At 36.6% G+C, this 19,114-nt stretch carries 19 protein-coding genes; 3 read left to right on the forward strand and 16 right to left on the reverse strand.

Going from position 1 to position 19,114, the window contains the following annotated elements:
* Positions 1-109: 109 nt before the first annotated feature.
* The 11 genes from MHB42_RS18280 to MHB42_RS18330 all read right to left on the reverse strand — a co-directional run bounded on the left by MHB42_RS18280 (position 110) and on the right by MHB42_RS18330 (position 9,167).
* The gene (locus MHB42_RS18280) at positions 110-421 is read right to left on the reverse strand and encodes a hypothetical protein (RefSeq protein ID WP_340807932.1); all 312 of its coding nucleotides are present in this window, start codon (positions 419-421) and stop codon (positions 110-112) included.
* A 416-nt stretch (positions 422-837) separates the two neighbouring features.
* Positions 838-1,119: a GNAT family N-acetyltransferase gene (locus tag MHB42_RS18285; RefSeq protein WP_340807933.1), complete on the reverse strand. Its 282-nt coding sequence runs from the start codon at positions 1,117-1,119 to the stop codon at positions 838-840.
* A 130-nt stretch (positions 1,120-1,249) separates the two neighbouring features.
* Positions 1,250-2,164, reverse strand: a complete 915-nt coding sequence (locus MHB42_RS18290) for a DUF1002 domain-containing protein (RefSeq protein WP_340807935.1) — start codon at positions 2,162-2,164, stop codon at positions 1,250-1,252.
* Between the two features lie 210 nt (positions 2,165-2,374).
* On the reverse strand, positions 2,375-3,232 hold the full coding sequence (locus MHB42_RS18295) for a CvfB family protein (RefSeq protein WP_340807936.1): 858 nt from the start codon (positions 3,230-3,232) through the stop codon (positions 2,375-2,377).
* Positions 3,233-3,272: 40 nt separating this feature from the next.
* Positions 3,273-3,692 carry a transcriptional regulator MntR gene (gene mntR / locus MHB42_RS18300; protein ID WP_053996941.1) on the reverse strand — a complete coding sequence of 140 codons (420 nt, stop codon included), beginning with the start codon at positions 3,690-3,692 and terminating at the stop codon, positions 3,273-3,275.
* Positions 3,693-3,814: 122 nt separating this feature from the next.
* The gene (locus MHB42_RS18305; RefSeq protein WP_402896264.1) at positions 3,815-4,111 is read right to left on the reverse strand and encodes a late competence development ComFB family protein; all 297 of its coding nucleotides are present in this window, start codon (positions 4,109-4,111) and stop codon (positions 3,815-3,817) included.
* A gap of 170 nt (positions 4,112-4,281) precedes the next feature.
* Positions 4,282-6,405, reverse strand: a complete 2,124-nt coding sequence (locus MHB42_RS18310) for a heavy metal translocating P-type ATPase (protein ID WP_340807939.1) — start codon at positions 6,403-6,405, stop codon at positions 4,282-4,284.
* The gene (locus MHB42_RS18315) at positions 6,386-6,757 is read right to left on the reverse strand and encodes an ArsR/SmtB family transcription factor (RefSeq protein ID WP_340807940.1); all 372 of its coding nucleotides are present in this window, start codon (positions 6,755-6,757) and stop codon (positions 6,386-6,388) included. The genes MHB42_RS18310 and MHB42_RS18315 overlap by 20 nt, the downstream gene beginning before the upstream one ends.
* A gap of 179 nt (positions 6,758-6,936) precedes the next feature.
* Positions 6,937-7,713 carry an exodeoxyribonuclease III gene (locus MHB42_RS18320; RefSeq protein ID WP_340807942.1) on the reverse strand — a complete coding sequence of 259 codons (777 nt, stop codon included), beginning with the start codon at positions 7,711-7,713 and terminating at the stop codon, positions 6,937-6,939.
* Between the two features lie 53 nt (positions 7,714-7,766).
* Positions 7,767-8,681: a UDP-N-acetylmuramate dehydrogenase gene (gene murB / locus MHB42_RS18325; RefSeq protein ID WP_340807944.1), complete on the reverse strand. Its 915-nt coding sequence runs from the start codon at positions 8,679-8,681 to the stop codon at positions 7,767-7,769.
* 180 nt (positions 8,682-8,861) lie between these two features.
* Positions 8,862-9,167, reverse strand: a complete 306-nt coding sequence (locus MHB42_RS18330) for a winged helix-turn-helix transcriptional regulator (protein ID WP_340807946.1) — start codon at positions 9,165-9,167, stop codon at positions 8,862-8,864.
* A 290-nt stretch (positions 9,168-9,457) separates the two neighbouring features.
* Here MHB42_RS18330 and MHB42_RS18335 point away from each other — a divergent pair, with 290 nt between their 5' ends.
* Positions 9,458-9,985: a YceI family protein gene (locus MHB42_RS18335; RefSeq protein WP_340807947.1), complete on the forward strand. Its 528-nt coding sequence runs from the start codon at positions 9,458-9,460 to the stop codon at positions 9,983-9,985.
* Between the two features lie 210 nt (positions 9,986-10,195).
* Here MHB42_RS18335 and MHB42_RS18340 read toward each other — a convergent pair whose 3' ends face one another.
* From MHB42_RS18340 to MHB42_RS18350, 3 genes are all read right to left on the reverse strand, one after another.
* Positions 10,196-12,556, reverse strand: coding sequence for a bifunctional 2',3'-cyclic-nucleotide 2'-phosphodiesterase/3'-nucleotidase (locus tag MHB42_RS18340; RefSeq protein ID WP_340807949.1), 2,361 nt, complete (start codon positions 12,554-12,556; stop codon positions 10,196-10,198).
* Positions 12,557-12,860: 304 nt separating this feature from the next.
* On the reverse strand, positions 12,861-13,487 hold the full coding sequence (locus MHB42_RS18345; RefSeq protein ID WP_340807951.1) for an FMN-dependent NADH-azoreductase: 627 nt from the start codon (positions 13,485-13,487) through the stop codon (positions 12,861-12,863).
* A gap of 164 nt (positions 13,488-13,651) precedes the next feature.
* Positions 13,652-14,359, reverse strand: coding sequence for a DsbA family oxidoreductase (locus MHB42_RS18350; RefSeq protein ID WP_340807952.1), 708 nt, complete (start codon positions 14,357-14,359; stop codon positions 13,652-13,654).
* Between the two features lie 126 nt (positions 14,360-14,485).
* On the opposite strand from MHB42_RS18350, the gene MHB42_RS18355 reads away from it, so the two are divergent.
* Positions 14,486-15,865 (forward strand): FAD-dependent oxidoreductase, encoded by a 1,380-nt coding sequence (locus tag MHB42_RS18355; RefSeq protein ID WP_340807953.1) that lies wholly within the window; start codon positions 14,486-14,488, stop codon positions 15,863-15,865.
* A 34-nt stretch (positions 15,866-15,899) separates the two neighbouring features.
* Here MHB42_RS18355 and MHB42_RS18360 read toward each other — a convergent pair whose 3' ends face one another.
* Entirely contained in the window at positions 15,900-16,826 is a 927-nt protein-coding gene (locus MHB42_RS18360) for a manganese-dependent inorganic pyrophosphatase (protein ID WP_340807956.1), read from the reverse strand.
* A gap of 406 nt (positions 16,827-17,232) precedes the next feature.
* Between MHB42_RS18360 and MHB42_RS18365 the strand changes: the two genes are divergently transcribed.
* Positions 17,233-18,027, forward strand: coding sequence for a GNAT family N-acetyltransferase (locus MHB42_RS18365; protein WP_340807957.1), 795 nt, complete (start codon positions 17,233-17,235; stop codon positions 18,025-18,027).
* 211 nt (positions 18,028-18,238) lie between these two features.
* Here the strand turns inward: MHB42_RS18365 and MHB42_RS18370 are convergent, their stop codons facing one another.
* Complete coding sequence (locus tag MHB42_RS18370; RefSeq protein WP_340807958.1) at positions 18,239-19,105, reverse strand: MurR/RpiR family transcriptional regulator; 867 nt, start codon at positions 19,103-19,105, stop codon at positions 18,239-18,241.
* Positions 19,106-19,114: the final 9 nt, after the last annotated feature.

Consider the following 19,114-nt stretch of genomic DNA (forward strand, 5'->3'; position numbering starts at 1 on the left):
AAGGTCTTTAAATGTTGGCTTAGTTAAGAAAGGAAGCTGTTATCCATTTCATTATCAACATTGTGAAACTGTTCTTACGTTTAAGCTTTTCGTGAGAAGGTTCTTTAAATTATTTTTCCTTTTCCTGAATTTCTTCATTATAGAAATGAACGCCTGTGTGTCCTCCACCCTCAGCTACCATTTCATTTGATGCAATTTTAGTTGGGGAAGTACCAGCCTCCGTTGCTACTTCTGCTGCTACTCGCTCTACAACTTTTTCATCCATATTAGGGCTAGTTGCAAGATACGATTCTACTTTTGATTTCATACCATTCAACATTGTTAATGCTTTATCACGATTTTCCTTTTTACTTAAATAAGATGCTGCTAAGCCTACTAAACCTGCAATCACAACACCTGTTCCTGTACGTTTTGCCATCATTAATTACCTCCTAAAAATATAGAAACTAGCTATGTAATATAGGTTTTCCCTATTTTTTGTAGGCTAAACATTCTTTTTTCATACTCTTAGGCATATATAAATATATGTTTGAAAGATTCCGCTTGTTCACCTTATTTAAAATAAAGTTTTTATATTTTTCTGGATTTTTAAATTATTTATGTTTAAAAGCTTAAAAAGTGGGGAATAAATAGATTAATACTAAATTAGGATGTGATGATGATGAAGAAATTTGATTTAGCTTATGATTGGGTAGATATGGCTTCATTAATTGGCGGTGCTGGTATTTTAACATTACTCATTTATAGTATTACTCTACTGTAAGGAGCTGCTCAAATGAATTGCACTACACATTAAAAAAGGCAATCCGCTTTGTCGTTAAGCAGATTGCCTTTGTTTTATTGTTTTACATCATTATATGCGTCTGATTTTTCAAATGCTGCCACTACATAAGAGCAAACAGCCTCCATTTTATAACCATTCTCACGTGCATAATCAGCAGCACGGTCAAGCAATTGCTTAGCCACTCCTTGGCCTCGTAGCTTATCGGATACATATGTGTGATCCATGACCATCACTTGTCCATTTTGCTGCCAAGTAATTTCTGCTAACTTTTCTCCTTCTTGCACATTCAAAAAAGCAAATTCATTTTCCGCTAATTGCTGTAATTGAAATTCCATTTCTCACCACTCCTTTTATCCATAGTACCATAGCCTTTTATATTTTCACAAAATTTGTGATTATGATTGAGCAAAAAAATCTGCCACTCTACTCTAGTATTACAAGTAAATATGGCAAATTTACAAGATATTATTTAAACCATGAGGAAACGGTATCTTTTAAATTAGCAAAGAAATTTTTCACACTTGCCCAGAAGCCTTCATCTTCCATCAGCGCGCCAAATTTTTCTTGAATCGTGTTACTAATATCGTTTAATTGATCCGACCATTTACTAAAGTCAATATCAAGCTTACTAATTTTATCCATTAAATCAACAAGTAATTGACGATCTTTTTCACTTAAATTAATTTCAAGCTTATTTAATTGCTCCTGCACGATTTTTTCTACATCTTCACGTGTAGCTGGCTTTAACTCAGCAATTTGTTTTTTAATTTCTGTTAGTAGCTCTGCAACTTTAGCATCGTCTACCCCTGCTGATTGTGCAATAGATGTTGCTACTGATAGCTCCTCATTTGCCACATCTGTACGCTCAATATCAAGTGTTTCACCTGTTGTTACCTCATAAGCCTTATAAATCCCTACTAATGCTGAATGCCCTGTCACAGCCTTTGGTGCAGCTACCTGTACAGTTGCATCTTGAATCCCCGCTGTTAACATCGCATTTGCATACATTTCTGACGTTACTTGTGTAATATTGGATGGTGTAACAATCTCTATGACTAGACCCTCTCCTGCATCTCTACGTGTAATTTTAGCAGAGGAATACATACGAGAGCTTGCGTTACTGTCTTTAATGTATTTTACTAAATCCTCTCCTGATACAACAATTTCTTCAATTTCAGGCTCTTCGCTTACTTTTAATGATTTTTTGACTGACTCTTTTTCAGCCTCAGATAAATTTGCACCATATACTACAATGGGTACGCCTAATTTTTCATCAATAGCTTTTGGAGGTGTATTATCCGCCGCAAAACCTGTTGCTGGTGCCATCACTCCCAATACCAACATTGTGGCTGTTAGTATTTTAATCCATGTCTTTTTCAAATTATGTGACCCCTTTCATGAAAAGCTTATTCATTATGCCCTGTCTTCAAAACCCTTTTACTATTTGGGGTAAAGCTGCCGCACAGAGCATCACTGAAGCAACATATAGGCTATTATAATTATTAGTACGAAAAAAAGACGAGAAGGTTTCAAAAGGATATCTCTCGTCTTTGTTTCCTTGATACACGCTTATCAGGGCTTCAGCTTTCACTATAATTCTTCTGTCCAGCCATCTTGTTGCTTCACCTTACCAGCCTTCATCAATGTACCTAATGCACGCTTAAATGCACCTTTACTCATATTAAACATTTCTTGAATTTCCTCAGGCGAAGATTTATCGCCAAACGGCATTCTACCACCAACATCTTGAAGATAATTCAAAATTTGCTGTGCATCATCTGAAAGACGCTCATGCTTACGTGGTAAAAGAGAACCATTCATTGACCCATCTTCTTTTACATCGATAATACGCACCATTATATCTTGTCCAAGTCTTGGTTCAGCCTTGCGTTCTGATTCATGCACAAAAATACGGTAAGGAATATCTACACCTAGTAAAAATGAGCCAACTGGCAATAGACGATAAGGGCGTGCTAAAATATTTTGATTATGCATATCTTCAAATGCACCCTCATATAGCTCTGAAACCTTTTCTTCCGTTGCTAGACGTCCAAATAAATCACCATTGCGATCTGTACGCAATGTCATAAATAAATGGTCGCCTGGCACTGGCCAGAGTTCTTGTAATGCTGGTAAATCCTCTGCCTTTACTAATACTTCGCGAGATGTGCCAATATCCACAAAGGCTCCTTCACGCTCAACTACTTTTAATACACGTGCCCAGCCATATTCCCCTTGCGTAAAAGCTGGTATCGCTGTAGTAGCCGCTAAATCACCACGACGATCTACAAATAAAAATACTTCAAGGCGATCACCTACTGCTAATGGCTCTGTTACCTCTGAAGCATTTAATGGGAGCTCCTCCACTCCATTTGTTAAAATCCATTTTGATGCTTGTTGCTCTAATACTGTTAATGTCACAACTTCACCTGATTTTAATACACTCATATTGTCTTCCTTTCCTTTACACCATCACGTTAAAAAATTCTTAAAGATTGTGCTGTGTCTTAGATGCCTCTAATTTTTTCACGATGTCTGGATTTTCTTCCATTACTTGCACAAGATCTGCAATACGATCGATTGAATTCCAACTTAAATGATGTTCAATTCCTTCAACATCATCATAAATACGTTCTTCGTCTACACCAATCATTCGTAAAAACTGCTCGAGCAATTCATGACGCTGCACAAGACGTTTTCCAAGCTTTTCTCCTTTAGATGTCAATGTCAGCCCACGGTATTTTTCATAAACTAAATAACCATCTTTATCTAATTTTTGAACCATTTTTGTAACAGAAGAAGGAAGAACAGATAATGCTTCAGCAATGTCAGACACTCGCGCATAGCCTTTGTTGGCAATTAATAAATAGATTTGTTCAATATGGTCCTCCATACTAGGTGTTGGCATATCCTTTTCCCTCTCTTTCCTTTTCTTACTCTCTAGTTTACTACAAGCTTGGCTTAAAAGTTAACTGAAAATACATATGCTAGAAAAACACTTCTTGTACCACTAAAAAAGAGCCTCTTCCCTTAAGAAGTAGGCTCGATTTTGTGTCGAGGATGCTTATTTACCACATGTAATGCATGAATAATCTCTTTGTTGATACGTTCAATATTTTCAGGAGTATTCATTTCTTTAAATGCCTCATCTCTAGCTTCCATAGATGTAACATACTTACTTGGCAATGCATTTAATGTAAGTGCCACCGTGTCAAGTTCACAAGCTTTGCACTTACAAAATGTTTGATATTCCGGTCCTCGTAGTAGAAAGCTTACTAAACCACGCACAATTTCCTCTGTAACATTTACTAAAATAGGATCTGACATATTCAAACTTTCGCCTCATTTATATTTCATTGTTACATTACTCCTGAAACTATAATAGCGTGTCGAAAGCTCTTTTTCAAGAATCACTAGTAGCATCTATCCGTATAAAATTTATAGTGTCAAAGTAGGATGAAATTCCTGCATATTGTTACAAAACCACACTTTTCTTACTACATTTTTGCTTTAATTAGTCGTAATGAATTAAACACAACTAAGAGCGTAGCACCCATATCTGCAAAAATAGCTATCCATAAGGTTAACCATCCTGGAATTACAAGCAATAGGGCAATTAATTTTAATGCTAGGGCAAATATAATATTTTCTTTAATAATGCGTAATGTTTTTCTGCTTAAGCCAATTGTGTATGGTAGCTTTGTTAAATCATCACCCATTAAAGCAATATCTGCCGTTTCAAGAGCTGCATCTGTTCCTGCACCACCCATAGCAATACCAACATTTGCTGTAGCGAGTGCTGGTGCATCATTCACACCATCCCCAACCATTGCTACTGCACCAAACTGTGTACGTAAATCCTTTATTGCCATTAATTTTTCTTCGGGTAATAAACTAGCACGCATATCTGTTATCGCTAAAGACTTAGCAATCGCTTGTGCAGTTGGCTCTGCATCACCTGTTAGCATCACCATATGTTTTACTTTTAAGGCTTTTAATTTTTGTAATACGCTTTTACTCTCATCACGTACTTGGTCTGCAATGCCGATCAGTCCAATTAGCTCGCTTTGGCAAACAGCTGCCACTACAGTTTTTCCTTGCTTTTGTAGCTGCTGAACTTGCTTTTCGATATTTTTATCGATAGTTGTTAGTGTAGCAGCCCACTTTATACTTCCTACATAAACAATGTGATGATTAACAGTCGCATAGGCTCCCTTACCTGTTACTGATTGAAAATCACTCGACACAAGCTCTGGTAGGTTTTTATTATGCAATAAGGTTAAAATAGCTTTCGCTAAAGGATGCTGGGACTGCTTTTCCACTGCTGCCACTAGCTGTAATACATAGTCCTCTGACCAATTGTCCATTGTTAAAATATCTGTTACAGCAGGCTGACCTTTTGTTAATGTGCCTGTTTTATCAAAAGCTATTGCCTCGATATGCCCTAACTGCTCTAAATAAATACCGCCTTTAATCAACACACCTTGCCTTGCCGCATTACCAATCGCCGTTACAATAGCTACAGGTGTAGAAACAACAAGCGCACAAGGACATCCTACTACTAACACAGCTAAGCCTTGATAAATCCAATGTTGCCAATCCCCCACAAACAGAGGTGGAATAACAGCTACTAGCAAAGCGACAATCATAATAGCTGGTGTATAATATTTAGCAAAACGATCTACAAATTGCTGTGAAGGAGCCTTTTCTGCCTGTGCTTCTTCTACAAGATGGATAATTTTGGCAATCGTTGTATCCTCCACACGTTTTGTCACACGTACTTCAAGTGCACCTTCCTCATTTAATGTACCTGCAAATACTTCATCATTTACGGTTTTATTAACTGGAATTGATTCACCTGTAATCGCTGCTTGATTAACCGCTGAAATACCGCTAATAACAATACCATCCATCGCAATTTTTTGCCCTGGCTTAACAATTAAAATATCACCAATCTTAATATCCTCTGTTGGTAGCTCAAGCTCATGAAAATGCTCACCATGTGCTCTTTTAATAATAGCTGTTGGTGGAGCGATATCCATTAATCCACGAATAGATTGTCGTGCTTTATCCATTGAGTAGGCTTCAAGTGCCTCACTAACGGCAAATAAAAATACAACAACTGCCGCTTCTTCCCATTCCCCAATAATCGCAGCGCCAATAATCGCAATAGTCATCAATGTTTTCATATCAAATTCAAAACGGACTAAATTACGGAAGCCTACTTTAAAAATACCTATACCACCTACAAGAATAGCAATAATAAACATTCCTACTGGCAGTGGATATGCCTCTCCTTGTTGGGCAGCGAATATATACCCTAAAATAACAAATAATAAAGAAAGGCTTGCTAAAATATTTTCCTTTTTACGATAGAACGGTGTAGCTGGTTCTAATGTTCTGTTGGCTAATTGAGTAACTTTGATGCCATCGAAAGCTCCAGCTTCTTCAATTTCATCTACACTAATTGTACCAATAATGGTTATTTTAGAAGCTCCAAAGTTAACTTTTGCATCCTCTACCTTTGGAGAAGCTTTAACATTTTTTTCGAATTTTGCTGCACAGCTAGCACAGGATAAATTTTGTAGTCTGTATTCTTGTTTAATCGGCGTTACTGTCATTCACAATCCCCTCTTTCGCATGTTCATAGGCAATTGTTACAATTTGATATACATGCTCATCCGCCAAGGAGTAATACATTTGCTTTCCTTTACGGCGTGATTTCGCTAAATGATTGTCCTTTAAATAACGTAAATGATGTGAAGCTGTTGCAACTGATGAACCAATAACAGCAGCAATATCGCAGACACATAGCTCATCTTCTAATGTTAAAGCATAGGCAATTTTCAACCTTGTTGCATCTGATAATGCTTTTAAAAATTTAGCAACACCCGATAAATCTGGCATTTGTTGCTGTACTCTTGTAACTGCCGCTTCATTTATCTGCATTGTTTCACATATTTCCTTTGTCATCCGCTCACCTCATTCAAATACTCATTTGATTGTATTCAATGTAACATATTACCTTATCATATTCAAATGAATCTTTGAATGTTAGGGATAGATATCATATAACTTCATATTTAAAATATATAACGACAAAAAAGCCATCACTTCATCAATACATGAAATGATAGCCTTTAATAGTGCTTTTATAATTGATTGGATTGAGCGAGTTCTCCAAGCTGTAATTCAATCGGACAATGATCGCTGCCCATAATATGCGGATGGATTGTCGCTGCAGCAATTTGTGCCTTTAATCGCTCAGACACAATAAAATAATCAATACGCCAGCCAATATTACGCTCACGTACTTTATTCATATAAGACCACCATGTATAATGGTCTGTTTCATCAGGATGCTTATAGCGGAAGGAGTCCACAAAGCCATGTGCCAGCAGCTCAGACATTTTCGCACGCTCCTCGTATGTAAATCCTGAATTGCCGATATTTGACTTAGCATTTTTTAAATCAATTTCCGTATGCGCCACGTTTAAATCGCCACAGTAAATAACAGGCTTCTTGCTATCAAGCTCTCTTAAATACAGTGCCAAGCGGTCCTCCCACTCTAAACGCAGCGGTAATCTTGCTAAGTCACGCTGTGCATTAGGTGTATAAACATTTACTAAATAAAAATCGTTATACTCTAATGTAATAATTCTGCCCTCATCCTGAGAATCTTCATCTCCAACACCATAGCTAACAGATAATGGCGTATGCTTCGTAAATATAGCAGTTCCTGAATAGCCCTTTTTCTGTGCATAATTCCAATATTGCTGGTAGCCATCAAGTGCAAGCTCTACTTGCCCAGCCTGACATTTAATTTCCTGTACACAAAAAAAGTCCGCATCTATATGATGAAAAAACTCTAAAAAACCTTTACCTATACAGGCTCGTATCCCATTTACATTCCAAGATATGAATTTCACTTTCTTTCCACTCCTTAAAAAAACGCTCTTCGACAATCGCGAAGAGCGTTTTGCTATAGATCATCACCAACAATTTTCACTTCTGTTTCTAATTCAATTCCAAATTTCTCCTTCACAACACGTTGAACCATTTGGATTGTTGCAATATAGTCAGAAGCGGTTGCATTTCCTTTATTCACAATAAAGCCTGCATGCTTTGTAGAAACCTCTGCTCCACCTACACCCTTACCTTGCAGACCGCTATCTTGAATAAGCTTTCCTGCAAAATGGCCTGGTGGGCGTTTAAATACACTGCCTGCAGAAGGATATTCTAATGGTTGCTTGGACTCTCGCTGGAATGTTAAATCAGCAATCTTCGCATCGATTTCCTCCTGTATACCTGGTGCTAGCTGAAATTCAGAGGACAACACATAGTAGCCCTTTTTTGCGATTATACTTTGTCGATAGCCAAGTTCAAGCTCTTCTTTGGATAATATTAAAATTTCGCCTTCTTTTGTTAACACCTTAGATGAAACAATAATATCTTTAATTTCACCACCATAAGCGCCTGCATTCATAGCCATTGCTCCACCGATTGAGCCAGGTATACCACATGCAAACTCAAAGCCTGTTAAAGAAGCCTGTGCCGCAAGCTTTGATACCTCTTTAATCAGTGCACCACTTTGTGCATAAACGTGCACGCCATTAATACGAACTTCATTTAAGCGTGAGAATGTTACAACAATTCCTCGATGACCACCGTCACGCACAACCAAATTAGACCCATTACCTAGCATTAATAAAGGAATATTATTTATATAGGCATAACGAATAACGGATGCTGCTTCTTCCTCTGTTTCAGGAAGCACAAATACATCTGCTTTGCCGCCTAATTTTGTCATTGTATATTGTCGTAATGATTCATCTAGCTTAATATTGGCAGGATTAATACTCTTCGCTAAATCCTTAACCCATTGTTCTTTTGTCATAAGAGCTAATTCCTTTCTAACGTCCTTCTTACTCTACACTAGTATGGATTTAGAACCCGATTTTGACAAGTAAAATGAAGGGTATTTTTTATCCCTTATATCGCTCTATGTAGAAACGATATATACTATAAAGAAAACAGACAGTTCTACCAAATGCTATTCTAACACAATCGGTTTACATTAGAGCCAGTTAGTTGCCCATGTTTCAATATTTCGAATAGCTCCCTCTAATGCTTGCCCTTTATCTGTTAAGGAATATTCAACGCGTACAGGAACCTCTGTATAGACTTTTCGTTCAACTATCCCTTCCTTTTCAAGCTCTTTTAGTCGTTCTGATAAAAGGCGTCCGCTTATTGGTAGTGCAGATTCTATTTCATTAAAGCGCTGTGGACCATCCAGCAGCTGATATAATATTAATCCAGTCCAACGTTTTCCAATTAGATCCATTGCTTTTGCTAAACGAGGACATAAAGTTGTTTCATCCATTGTTTTCACCTCTATGTAACCTATTGTAGCGATTATTATAACAAATGTAAATTTACAGTAACTTATGTATATATCATCACTTATATACTTTTGTATATTTATTTACTAAAAGTAACTTAAATACAGATCAATCAATGACTATTAATGTCAGCTCTTTTCTAACATATGCACTATTTATCCTTATATATGCTTTTATTTCTAAGTCATCATGTTATTTTCTAAAATTTCATTGAATATATAATTTTTTTAATTTATTATTCGTTGTAGAATGCTGTTTAGGGGGTTTTCTAATGAAGAAATATGCGATTGATTATAGCCATTCCACTATTAGCTTCTCTGTACGTCATATGATGGTTTCACGAATACATGGTACGTTTGAATCGTATAGCGCAGAAATCGTGGCAACTGATATTGAACAAATGCAAGATGCCACTATCACTATTACAATCGCAGTGGCAAGCGTTTCCACCAAAAATCTTGACCGTGATGTTCATCTCGTATCGCCTGACTTTTTTGATGCAGATGTTTATCCAAAAATAGTATTTACCTCTACATACATCGAAAAACTAGATGAGCACAATTTTGCCATTCATGGAGATTTAACAATTAAAAGCGTAACAAGGCCAATTGTCTTTACAGCAACATATACAGGTAATGGCATTAGCCCATGGGCACAAGAAGTATATGGCTTCCAAGCAAAAACAAAAATTAATCGACGAGAATTTAATTTAGTGTACAACACACCTCTAGAAACAGGCGGGGTATTAATTAGCGAAGATATAGATGTGGTTGTAGACCTTGAGTTAAACCCGTTATAAGTTAAACAGTAAAAAAACAAAATACTCTCCATCCATAAACTAAAATTTATTTATGGATGGAGAATATTTTACGATAATGGACATATTCATTAACCTATTATTTAACATAAACAACTGTTTATCATTGAAGGCTCATTTTATTAGACTTTTATTCAAAAGCCCCTCTTTTAAGAAAATTCATGAAAAGAGGGGCTTAGCATATTGCTTACATTATTTAATTAAATATTTAGCAAAGCCAGCTTCTGTGTCTTCTAAATATTCAATATTGCTATCTGTTGGAATTACTTTTTGTGCATCTTTCGCAGATAGATATACAACCTTTGTATTGGCTGGGAATGGTACAAATGACCAGTTATTATCCGCAGCAGGATTAATTGTTTTTGTTGCCATAATATAGTCAACAACAGCTTGGCGATTTTCGTAAGCATAGCTTGTTACATTTGAACCGTCAGCATTTTTAAATGTTGCGCCATAAGAGCCACCAACACGATAGTTGTTTGTAATAATGATAAATTCTTGGTTTACATCAATTGGTTTACCATTATATTGTACATTTTTAATACGGTTTGCATTTTCATTTATAAGATTGCCACCGCGATCATATTTTGCTGGTGATGTTACATCAATTTGATAAGTTAGACCATCTAACACATCAAAATTATAAGAGCGTGCTTCTGGATCAATAATATTTTGCTCTTCTGCTTTATTAGGATCAATTGTTGTAAAGATACCAGCAGCCATTTCTAACCATTCAACTGCTTGCGCACCTGTCACTTTAATTGTTGCAACAGTATTGTCGTAATGATAAATGTCTGCCATATTTTTAATAGCAAGTGGTCCCACAGGAATATTTGTATAGTCACGTGGGTTATTACGTGAGCCTGCTTTGAATGGTGCACCTGCTGAAAGAAGCGGCGTATTTTCATCGGCAGTACCTTTTAACTCTTGCTCAATAAACCATTTCTGTGCTTGTGTGACAATTTGAATAGAAGGATCGTCCTGTACCATTGAGAAGTAGCTATGGATTGGTGCAGTTGTTTCCCCAACAGGTTGACGAATATACGCTAAAGTTCCTTCATGTGCTTCTTTCACGGCATCTAATACGGTTTTAGATGGCTGAAGACCCTCTTGTTGAATTGACTGTAGGGAACCTTTTCCATCTACTACAACCCATTCTGAACCTTGTTGTTCTAATTTTAAATCAATAACACCAAGATGGCTGCCATAGCTACCTGCCATTACAGTAGGAACCCCATTAATTGTCCCTTTTTCTTGGTCTACATTTTTCAAGTCTTTATAATCACCTGGGAATGTTAAATGAGAATGTCCTGTAATTAAAGCATCAATACCTTCAATTTCAGCGATTTGGTAACCAACATTTTCAGCACCCGCCACATACGTATCTTCCCCAATGCCTGAATGTGAAAGAACAACAATAATGTCTGCTCCAGCCTCCTGCATTTCTGGTACTACTTCTTTAACTGCTTCAACAGGCTCCTGCATATCAACCTTTCCAGCTAAATGAATGGCATCCCATTCAGTAATTTTCGTTGGGACAATGCCTGTTACACCAACTTTAATTGTATGCTTATTTCCTGCATTATCTACTACTTCTCTATCAAGAATAATATACGGTGTAAACATAGGCTCTTTTGTTTTGGCATCGTACGTATTAGCATTTACTACTGGATATTCTGCATCATTTAATACTTCATCTAAAAAGTCTAAGCCATAATTGAATTCATGATTTCCTAAAGTACCAGCATCATATTTTAGCTTATTCAATGCTGCAATAGCTGGATGAATTTCGCCCGGTTTTAAAACACTTTCTAATGCTTTATAAGAGCCTAGTGGCGTTCCTTGAATTAAATCCCCATTATCAAATAGTAATGTATTTGGATTTTTAGTACGTGCTTGTTCAATTAATGTCGCTGTATTTGCTAAGCCTAATTCAGATGATTCTGCATCTAAATAGTAATTGTAGTTAGCTAAATTTGTATGAATATCTGTTGTTCCTAAAATTTGAAGGTCTACAGCTACTGCAGTTGAAGGCGCTTTATATTCTGCTACAAAGCGTTCAATAATGCTTGTCATTTGCTCTGCTGTCACATAGTCACGAGGACGAATTGTACGATCCTCAAAGGCTTGAAGAATATTTGCTGCAACAGCGTTCGCTAAATCTTGTTTATGCACTTTAGCAATTTGATCTGCATCTTTAAATTGATCTAATACTGAAAGAGGTGCATTTTCACTAACTAGTCCACGAGCAGAGATTACAAATGCCTGCTGACGTGTTAATTTGTCATTTGGACCAAATGTCGTTGCTGTTTTACCCTTAATTAGCTTTAATTGGACTGCTTTTTCTACATAAGGCGCTAAATTTTTAGAAACATCGGTAAAGGCAATAGAAGAACCGTCACCAAGCTCTACATCTAAGCTTTCTACTAATTCTTTTACATAATCTCCGCGTGTTACATTATCAGCTTGTGCATTGGCAGATAATCCAAATGGCAGAAATGCAAATAAAACTAGTAGCACCGCTAAGAATTTAGTTATTAATTTCTTATTCATGCAACAACCTCCTTATTCATCTAATGTTTTCCTACAAATCCTATTATATTAAACAACTTCTAGTTTTTGCTGAACAAATAGTCCTAATTATATGTATTTTTAAAAGAATGGCAATTTACATTTGCATAAAATAATAGATTATTATCATCCTCTTAACTTTCCATTCAGTATGATGTTAGTAACTGTAAATTCCACATAATGAACAAATATCAATATGTCTGATCTTTATACCTCACCATACCTCTGTTTATAACATAAAAAAAATCCTCTCTAAAGTGAGAGGACTTTTGTTAAAAAATATTTTTTATGCGTTAACAGTTTGTAGAGATTGCGCCACTTTTTTCACTTCTTCTAGTCCATTTGCAATAATTTCTTGGGCTTGATCAGGTGAAGCATTGTGACCTTCAATAATTACCTCTTCGATAATTTCCATACCGAAGATACCACCTACAACATTTTTAATGTAGTTTACTGACATTTCCATTGGTTGTGCTTCTGGTAATGAATAATAACCACCACGAGCATTTAGAATAATTGCCTTCTTGTCAGTCATTAAACTAACCAGTTGACCATTTTCATCATATTTGAATGTGAAGCCAGCTTGATATACATAGTCAATAAATGTTTGTAATGGTGCTGGAATTGTTAAGTTCCACAGTGGGAAAGCAAATACTACTAAGTCAGCTGCAGTTAAAGCATCCATTGCCTTTTGCTTAGCAGCTAATAGACGTGATTCAACATCTGTTAGCTCTCCACCATTTTGCACCTTACCAAATGCATTGAAAAGGTCTTGCCCAAAATAAGGCATATCTTCTGCAAATACATCAAAAGTTGTAACATTCACACCTTGCACATTTTCCATAAATGTATCATACATTTTTGTTGAAATACCGTCTGGACGGTTGTTAGCTTTTACTACTAAAACGTTCATTATATAAATTCTCCCTTAAATTTCATAATTCAATATCTCGAATTCAAGATATGCTTTTATCTTAAAAAATTTCACGCCAAATGTCAACGCTACCTACCTCAGACTTTTGACTGAAATATTATGTTAGGATTTTTTCGCTTATCTTTAAAAAGGGTTAAACCCTCTTAAAATTTACAGCTATCATCTGTGCAAACACCTGTATCCGTTGAGCCAGCCATCTTTAGCTTTGGTTGCAAGCCCTCTTCCTCGGCTACTTTACGTAAAGTGTCCTCAAATGCCTTCTGTGGCTGTGCACCTGAAATACCGTATTTGCGGTTTAACACAAAGAATGGCACCCCACGAACACCGAGCTGTAGACCTTCTTGAATATCCGCCTCTACTTCATCTTTAAACGTATCTGCTTCAAGAATCTTTGCTACTTCCTCACGCTGTAGACCCACCTGTTCAGCAATGGCTAGTAATACCTCGTCCTGTCCAATACGCTTTCCTTCGATAAAATGACCGTGTAAAAGTGCTTCCACAAGCGCTGTAACATCTCCCTGTTGTTCAGCCCATTTTACAAGTCGATGTGCTTTTAGTGTATTCTCTTCCATCAAATGGCTAAAATCGTAGTTTAAGCCTACCTCTTTGGCACGAGCTGTTACACCTTCTGTCATTTCCTGTGCTTTTTCTAAGGACATGCCATACTTTTTCGCCAATGATTCATAAACAGTAACATTTGAATCTACTGGTGTTGTTGGATCAAGCTGATAACTTTTATAAATAAGCTCCACCTGCCCACCATAGCCTGTATCCTGAATCGCCTTTTCTAGCTGTTTTTTACCAATATAACAAAATGGACATACATAGTCAGACCAAATCTCAATTTTCATTTATGACTCACTCCCTTTGCTACATTGTAGCGGCAGAGCAAATCCCAAGGCAATTTTTATGCTTCATTGCATAAATTTTCAAGCGAATCTACATACTGAGGTTAAAAAACAATGTGAGGGTTATCTATGACGCAATCTCTTTGGCTGGCAACGTCTGAATCTGTTTCGCTATCGTCACTAACTTCATCTATTACTTGTGATGTTTGTATTATTGGCGGGGGGTTAACAGGGCTATACACAGCTTATACTTTAGCAAAAGCAGGTGTTGATGTAGTCTTACTTGAAGCAAATACACATGTTGGCCACGGTACAACTGGTCATTCAACAGGAAAATTAACAGCACAGCATAGCCTTATTTATGCAAACCTTTTAGAACAGCTATCTGTAGACGAGGCAAGGCTTTATTATCAACTTAACCAACAAGCAATTGATAAGGTTAAACATTTGCTTCCACAAGAGCATGTACGACAAGTAGACTCATTGCTATACTGCCAAAAAAAGGAAGGCTATGCGCAATTATTAAAAGAGTGGAATGCTTATAAGGTATTAAATATTAAATCAGCCATTACCTCTGATACAGAGCTGCCTTTCCCTGTAACAAAAGCATTAAGCATGTCACAGCAGGCTCAAATCAACCCTGTAGAGGTTAGTAATTTCTTGGCAAAGGCTGCCCAATCACAAGGAGCAAGACTTTATACAAATACCCGTGTTCAGCAATTAAACATATCACAAAATAACTTACATACCGAAAAAAATATGTCGGTTCAATACAATAAGCTTATTTTGTGCTCGCATTATCCAATTGAAGCATTTAAAGGGCTGCAACTTTTTAAGCTATCAAATAGTCGCTCCTATATGGTGGCAAGTAAAATTTCTGAAACAATGCAGGGGCAATATTTATCCGTTGACTTTCCTGCTCGCTCCATCCGAACAGCTACCATTAACGATGAGCATTATTTAGTATTAGGAGGAGCCAATCATATTGCGGGAGAAACCGTTCATACAGAGCCATATTATGAAACAATTGCCAGCGAAATAGCAGAACATTTTGAGCAACAGCCGCTTTATCGTTGGTCTGCTCAGGATATTGAAACACCTGATATTGTGCCATATGTGGGGAGAATTACAAATTCCTTGCCGAATGTGCTAATTGCTACTGGCTATCGAAAATGGGGCATTTCTAATTCCTTTGTGGCTGGTGATATTTTGTCCTCGTTAATCACTGGTGCAAGAAGTGAGGATGGTGCTATCGCTCTTTACTCACCATCACGCACAAAGTTTGGTGCTCAATTTATGCAGATGCTAAAGGTAGGAGGCTTTGTTGCGAAGGAATATATCGCTGGCTATATGAAGCATGCCACTGCCCCAACCTGTACGCATTTAGGCTGTAAAACAAAATGGAATAAGGCTGATGAAACATGGGATTGCCCATGTCATGGTTCACGCTTTAATGCAAAAGGTGAGGTACTTGAAGGTCCTGCTGTCCAACCGTTAAAGCTGGATTAAAAAAGAGGTTGCCGTATAGACAACCTCTCCCATGTTATTTTAATGCTTCTGTTAATACTGGTACAATCTGCTTTTTACGGGATACAACGCCTGGTAATACAACACGGTTTTGGATAAGCTCAGCACCAAAGCCTTTTGCTGCTGCTTCTGCTGCTTGCCCAATAGCAATTGCTGTAGAATCGTTGTTTAAAATATCTGTTACAACAAAGAAGAATAAATCTAAGCCATTGTCAGCGGCATTTTTATTTAATAGTGCCTCTAGCTCCTCTTGGCGATTAAGTACATCATTAATGTCCACTGCATTAACTTGTGCCACAACTGCTTTGTACTCTCCAAACTGGAACTCTTTTGCATCTAATGATAATAAATCTTCTAAAGCTTTATCTGATAGGTCAGCGCCTGCCTTTAGCATTGCTAAACCATATTCAGCAGCATCCACACCAGCAATTTCCGCCAACTCTTCACCAGCTTTTACATCCTGCTCTGTGCAAGTTGGTGATTTGAAAAGCAATGTATCTGAAACAATTGCAGATAACATTAAACCTGCAATATTCGCTGGGATTTCAATATTATGTTCTTTAAAAATTTTATTTAATATTGTAGCTGTACAGCCTACTGGTTCTGCACGGTAGTATAGCGGATCAGCTGTTTGGAAGTTAGCAATACGATGGTGATCGATTACCTCTGTAATTTGCACCTCTTCAATTCCATCAGCGGATTGTTGGAATTCATTATGGTCAACAAGTATAACCTTATCCGCTTCCCCTGCTACAGATGCAATAAAGCGAGGTGCTTCAAAGCCAAATTTATCTAGTGCAAATTGTGTTTCATTATTTACATCTCCAAGACGTACTGCCTCAGCTTCTTGACCTATTTGCTGTTTAAAATAGGCATAGACAATAGCAGATGTGATTGTGTCTGTATCTGGATTTTTATGCCCAAAAACTAAAACTTTGCTCATTGAATCAATTCCTCCTAAAGTGACACTTACATTTGTATTTTATTTTATCATATCTTAAGAACTAGCAAGTGAGAAAGTTAAACTTTATTTAAAATCACCATCTCCCACTACATACTTTATGTTGATTCATATACAAGTATAATTTCATACTCTCACATACCTTAGTTCTCTAATAAGATATATACATTATAACTTATTTGAATATTATTTTGTGCAGATGATTTCCCCTAATTTTACCATCCTATTTTTAACATTTAATAATAAAAATGCACCTTTTTTTAAGATAAATTAGCATATATAGATATTTAGTTGGGGTTTCGTATTTAAGTAAGCATAATTTTATGCTATCATCAGGTAGTCTATATTTTTAGATACACAGGAAATGGGGATTACGATGATAAAGAAGATGGAAAAAAAGTATATTCCTTTGGCAAATTATTTTGAAGTTGCTTCACAACAAGAAATCACTCTATCCTTTAATGAATTAGAAAACATCATGGGTCAATCATTACCCAATGCTGCCTACCTGAATAAGAGCTGGTGGAAAAAAACAAAGCCCCCTCTTTCACACTATTTGTCATGGACAAATGCAGGCTACTATGTCATTGAAGTGAAACTTGGTACTAGTGTAACGTTCTCACGTACACAAATGAAGTCTTCTGAAAATGATACTTCTAACAATGAAGAAAAACCATCTGCATACATAATTCGAGGGATTGAGGCATCTGATGCTAGATCGTTTATTCATTTACAAGAAGAAATTTTTCAGCAAACTGACTTCATGTATAATGCACCAAATGAATCAGATTTAACAGTGCAACAGCTACGTAAAAATTTAGCCTATTGGAAACAACTAAAAAACCGTACAATATTACTTTGTGTCTTAAATGGTATTTTTGCAGGCTATGCTGTAATACACGGCTATAAGCAATCAAAAGTAAAACATATAGCCTCTATTCGTTTAGCTGTTAAGCAAGAGTATCAGCAAAAAGGGATTGGCTCTGCATTAATGAAAGCAGTGGAGAATTGGGCGAAACAGCATGATATTTCGCGTCTAGAATTATCTGTGATGGAGCATAACAAAATAGCTTTACATCTCTTTAGTAAACTAGGCTTTCAGCAAGAAGGCATTCGCCAAAATGCTATAAAATTAAACGATTATACCTATGTTAATGAATATAGCTTAAGTAAAATGATATAATTCACTTTTCCTCGATAGATGTCTAAATTATATTTGGGCATCTTTTTTTATCTTGGTTCAGTGGAGAGGGCCTATAGCCTGTACCCGCCGCTGTCGCTTCGCTTTCAGTACACAAAAAATCCGAATGCATTAACGACAGGTACAATTAATTGATTGTATGAAAAAACGCACAGAGCCATGTTTATCACACTGCATCTATGCGCTGTCTGTTTTAAAAAACCTGCTTCTCTCTAGCAGCATCGAGGAATAATACATTGCTCTCTACTTGCTCATAAGATTGTTGATATTTTTCATATTGTGCCTTGTCCTGACTGACCATTTCCTCTATTAGAGCATGCAAAAATGATACTAAAACAGGGGCAATATCTAGTGAAGAATGATTTTTTGTACCAAGCGCAAATACTGCGCTAGCATATTCTCGAATAGGTGAAAATGCAGAAGCCGTAATAGCAATAATTTTTACCTTTTTCATCTTAGCAATTTCAACAATTGCTTGAATATCTTTTAGCTGTTTATCAAAAGTAAAGACAATTAAAGTTGTACGCTCACTCATGCTATTTAATTGTTGCAAAATATCCTCAGAGTTTGAACGTAGCTGCTTCACATGGGGACGTAACGTTTTTAATGTATAGGACAGCCAATCTGCAATAGAAACAGCTTGACGAGTGCCTAAAATATAAATATTGTCTGCCTCATGCATCCATGTTGAACTTTTTTGAATAAGCTTATCATTAATCAGTTGAATCGCTTCTTGAATGTTGTGACTATCATATTGCATCACTTTACCAAAGCTAGACTGACTTAACTTATTTGTAGTCTGTGTAGGCTGTAAATGTATGCCATCATTTTGTGACATAACATAGCCTCTCACTGCTTCCTGAAGCTCTACATAGCCCGATAAATCCATCGCATAGCAAAAACGAATAACGGTTGACTCACTGACATTAGCCATCCTTCCTACTTCTGCTGCACCATTAGCAATAACTGTTGTAGGATTATCCATTACAAATTGCGCTACTTTACGTTGCCCCTTTGACAACCTTACAAACCTTTTCTTTATATCTTCATGAATACTCATTTCTAACAA

The organism is Lysinibacillus sp. FSL K6-0232 (assembly GCF_038008325.1).
In the GTDB taxonomy this organism is placed as follows: Bacteria; Bacillota; Bacilli; order Bacillales_A; family Planococcaceae; genus Lysinibacillus.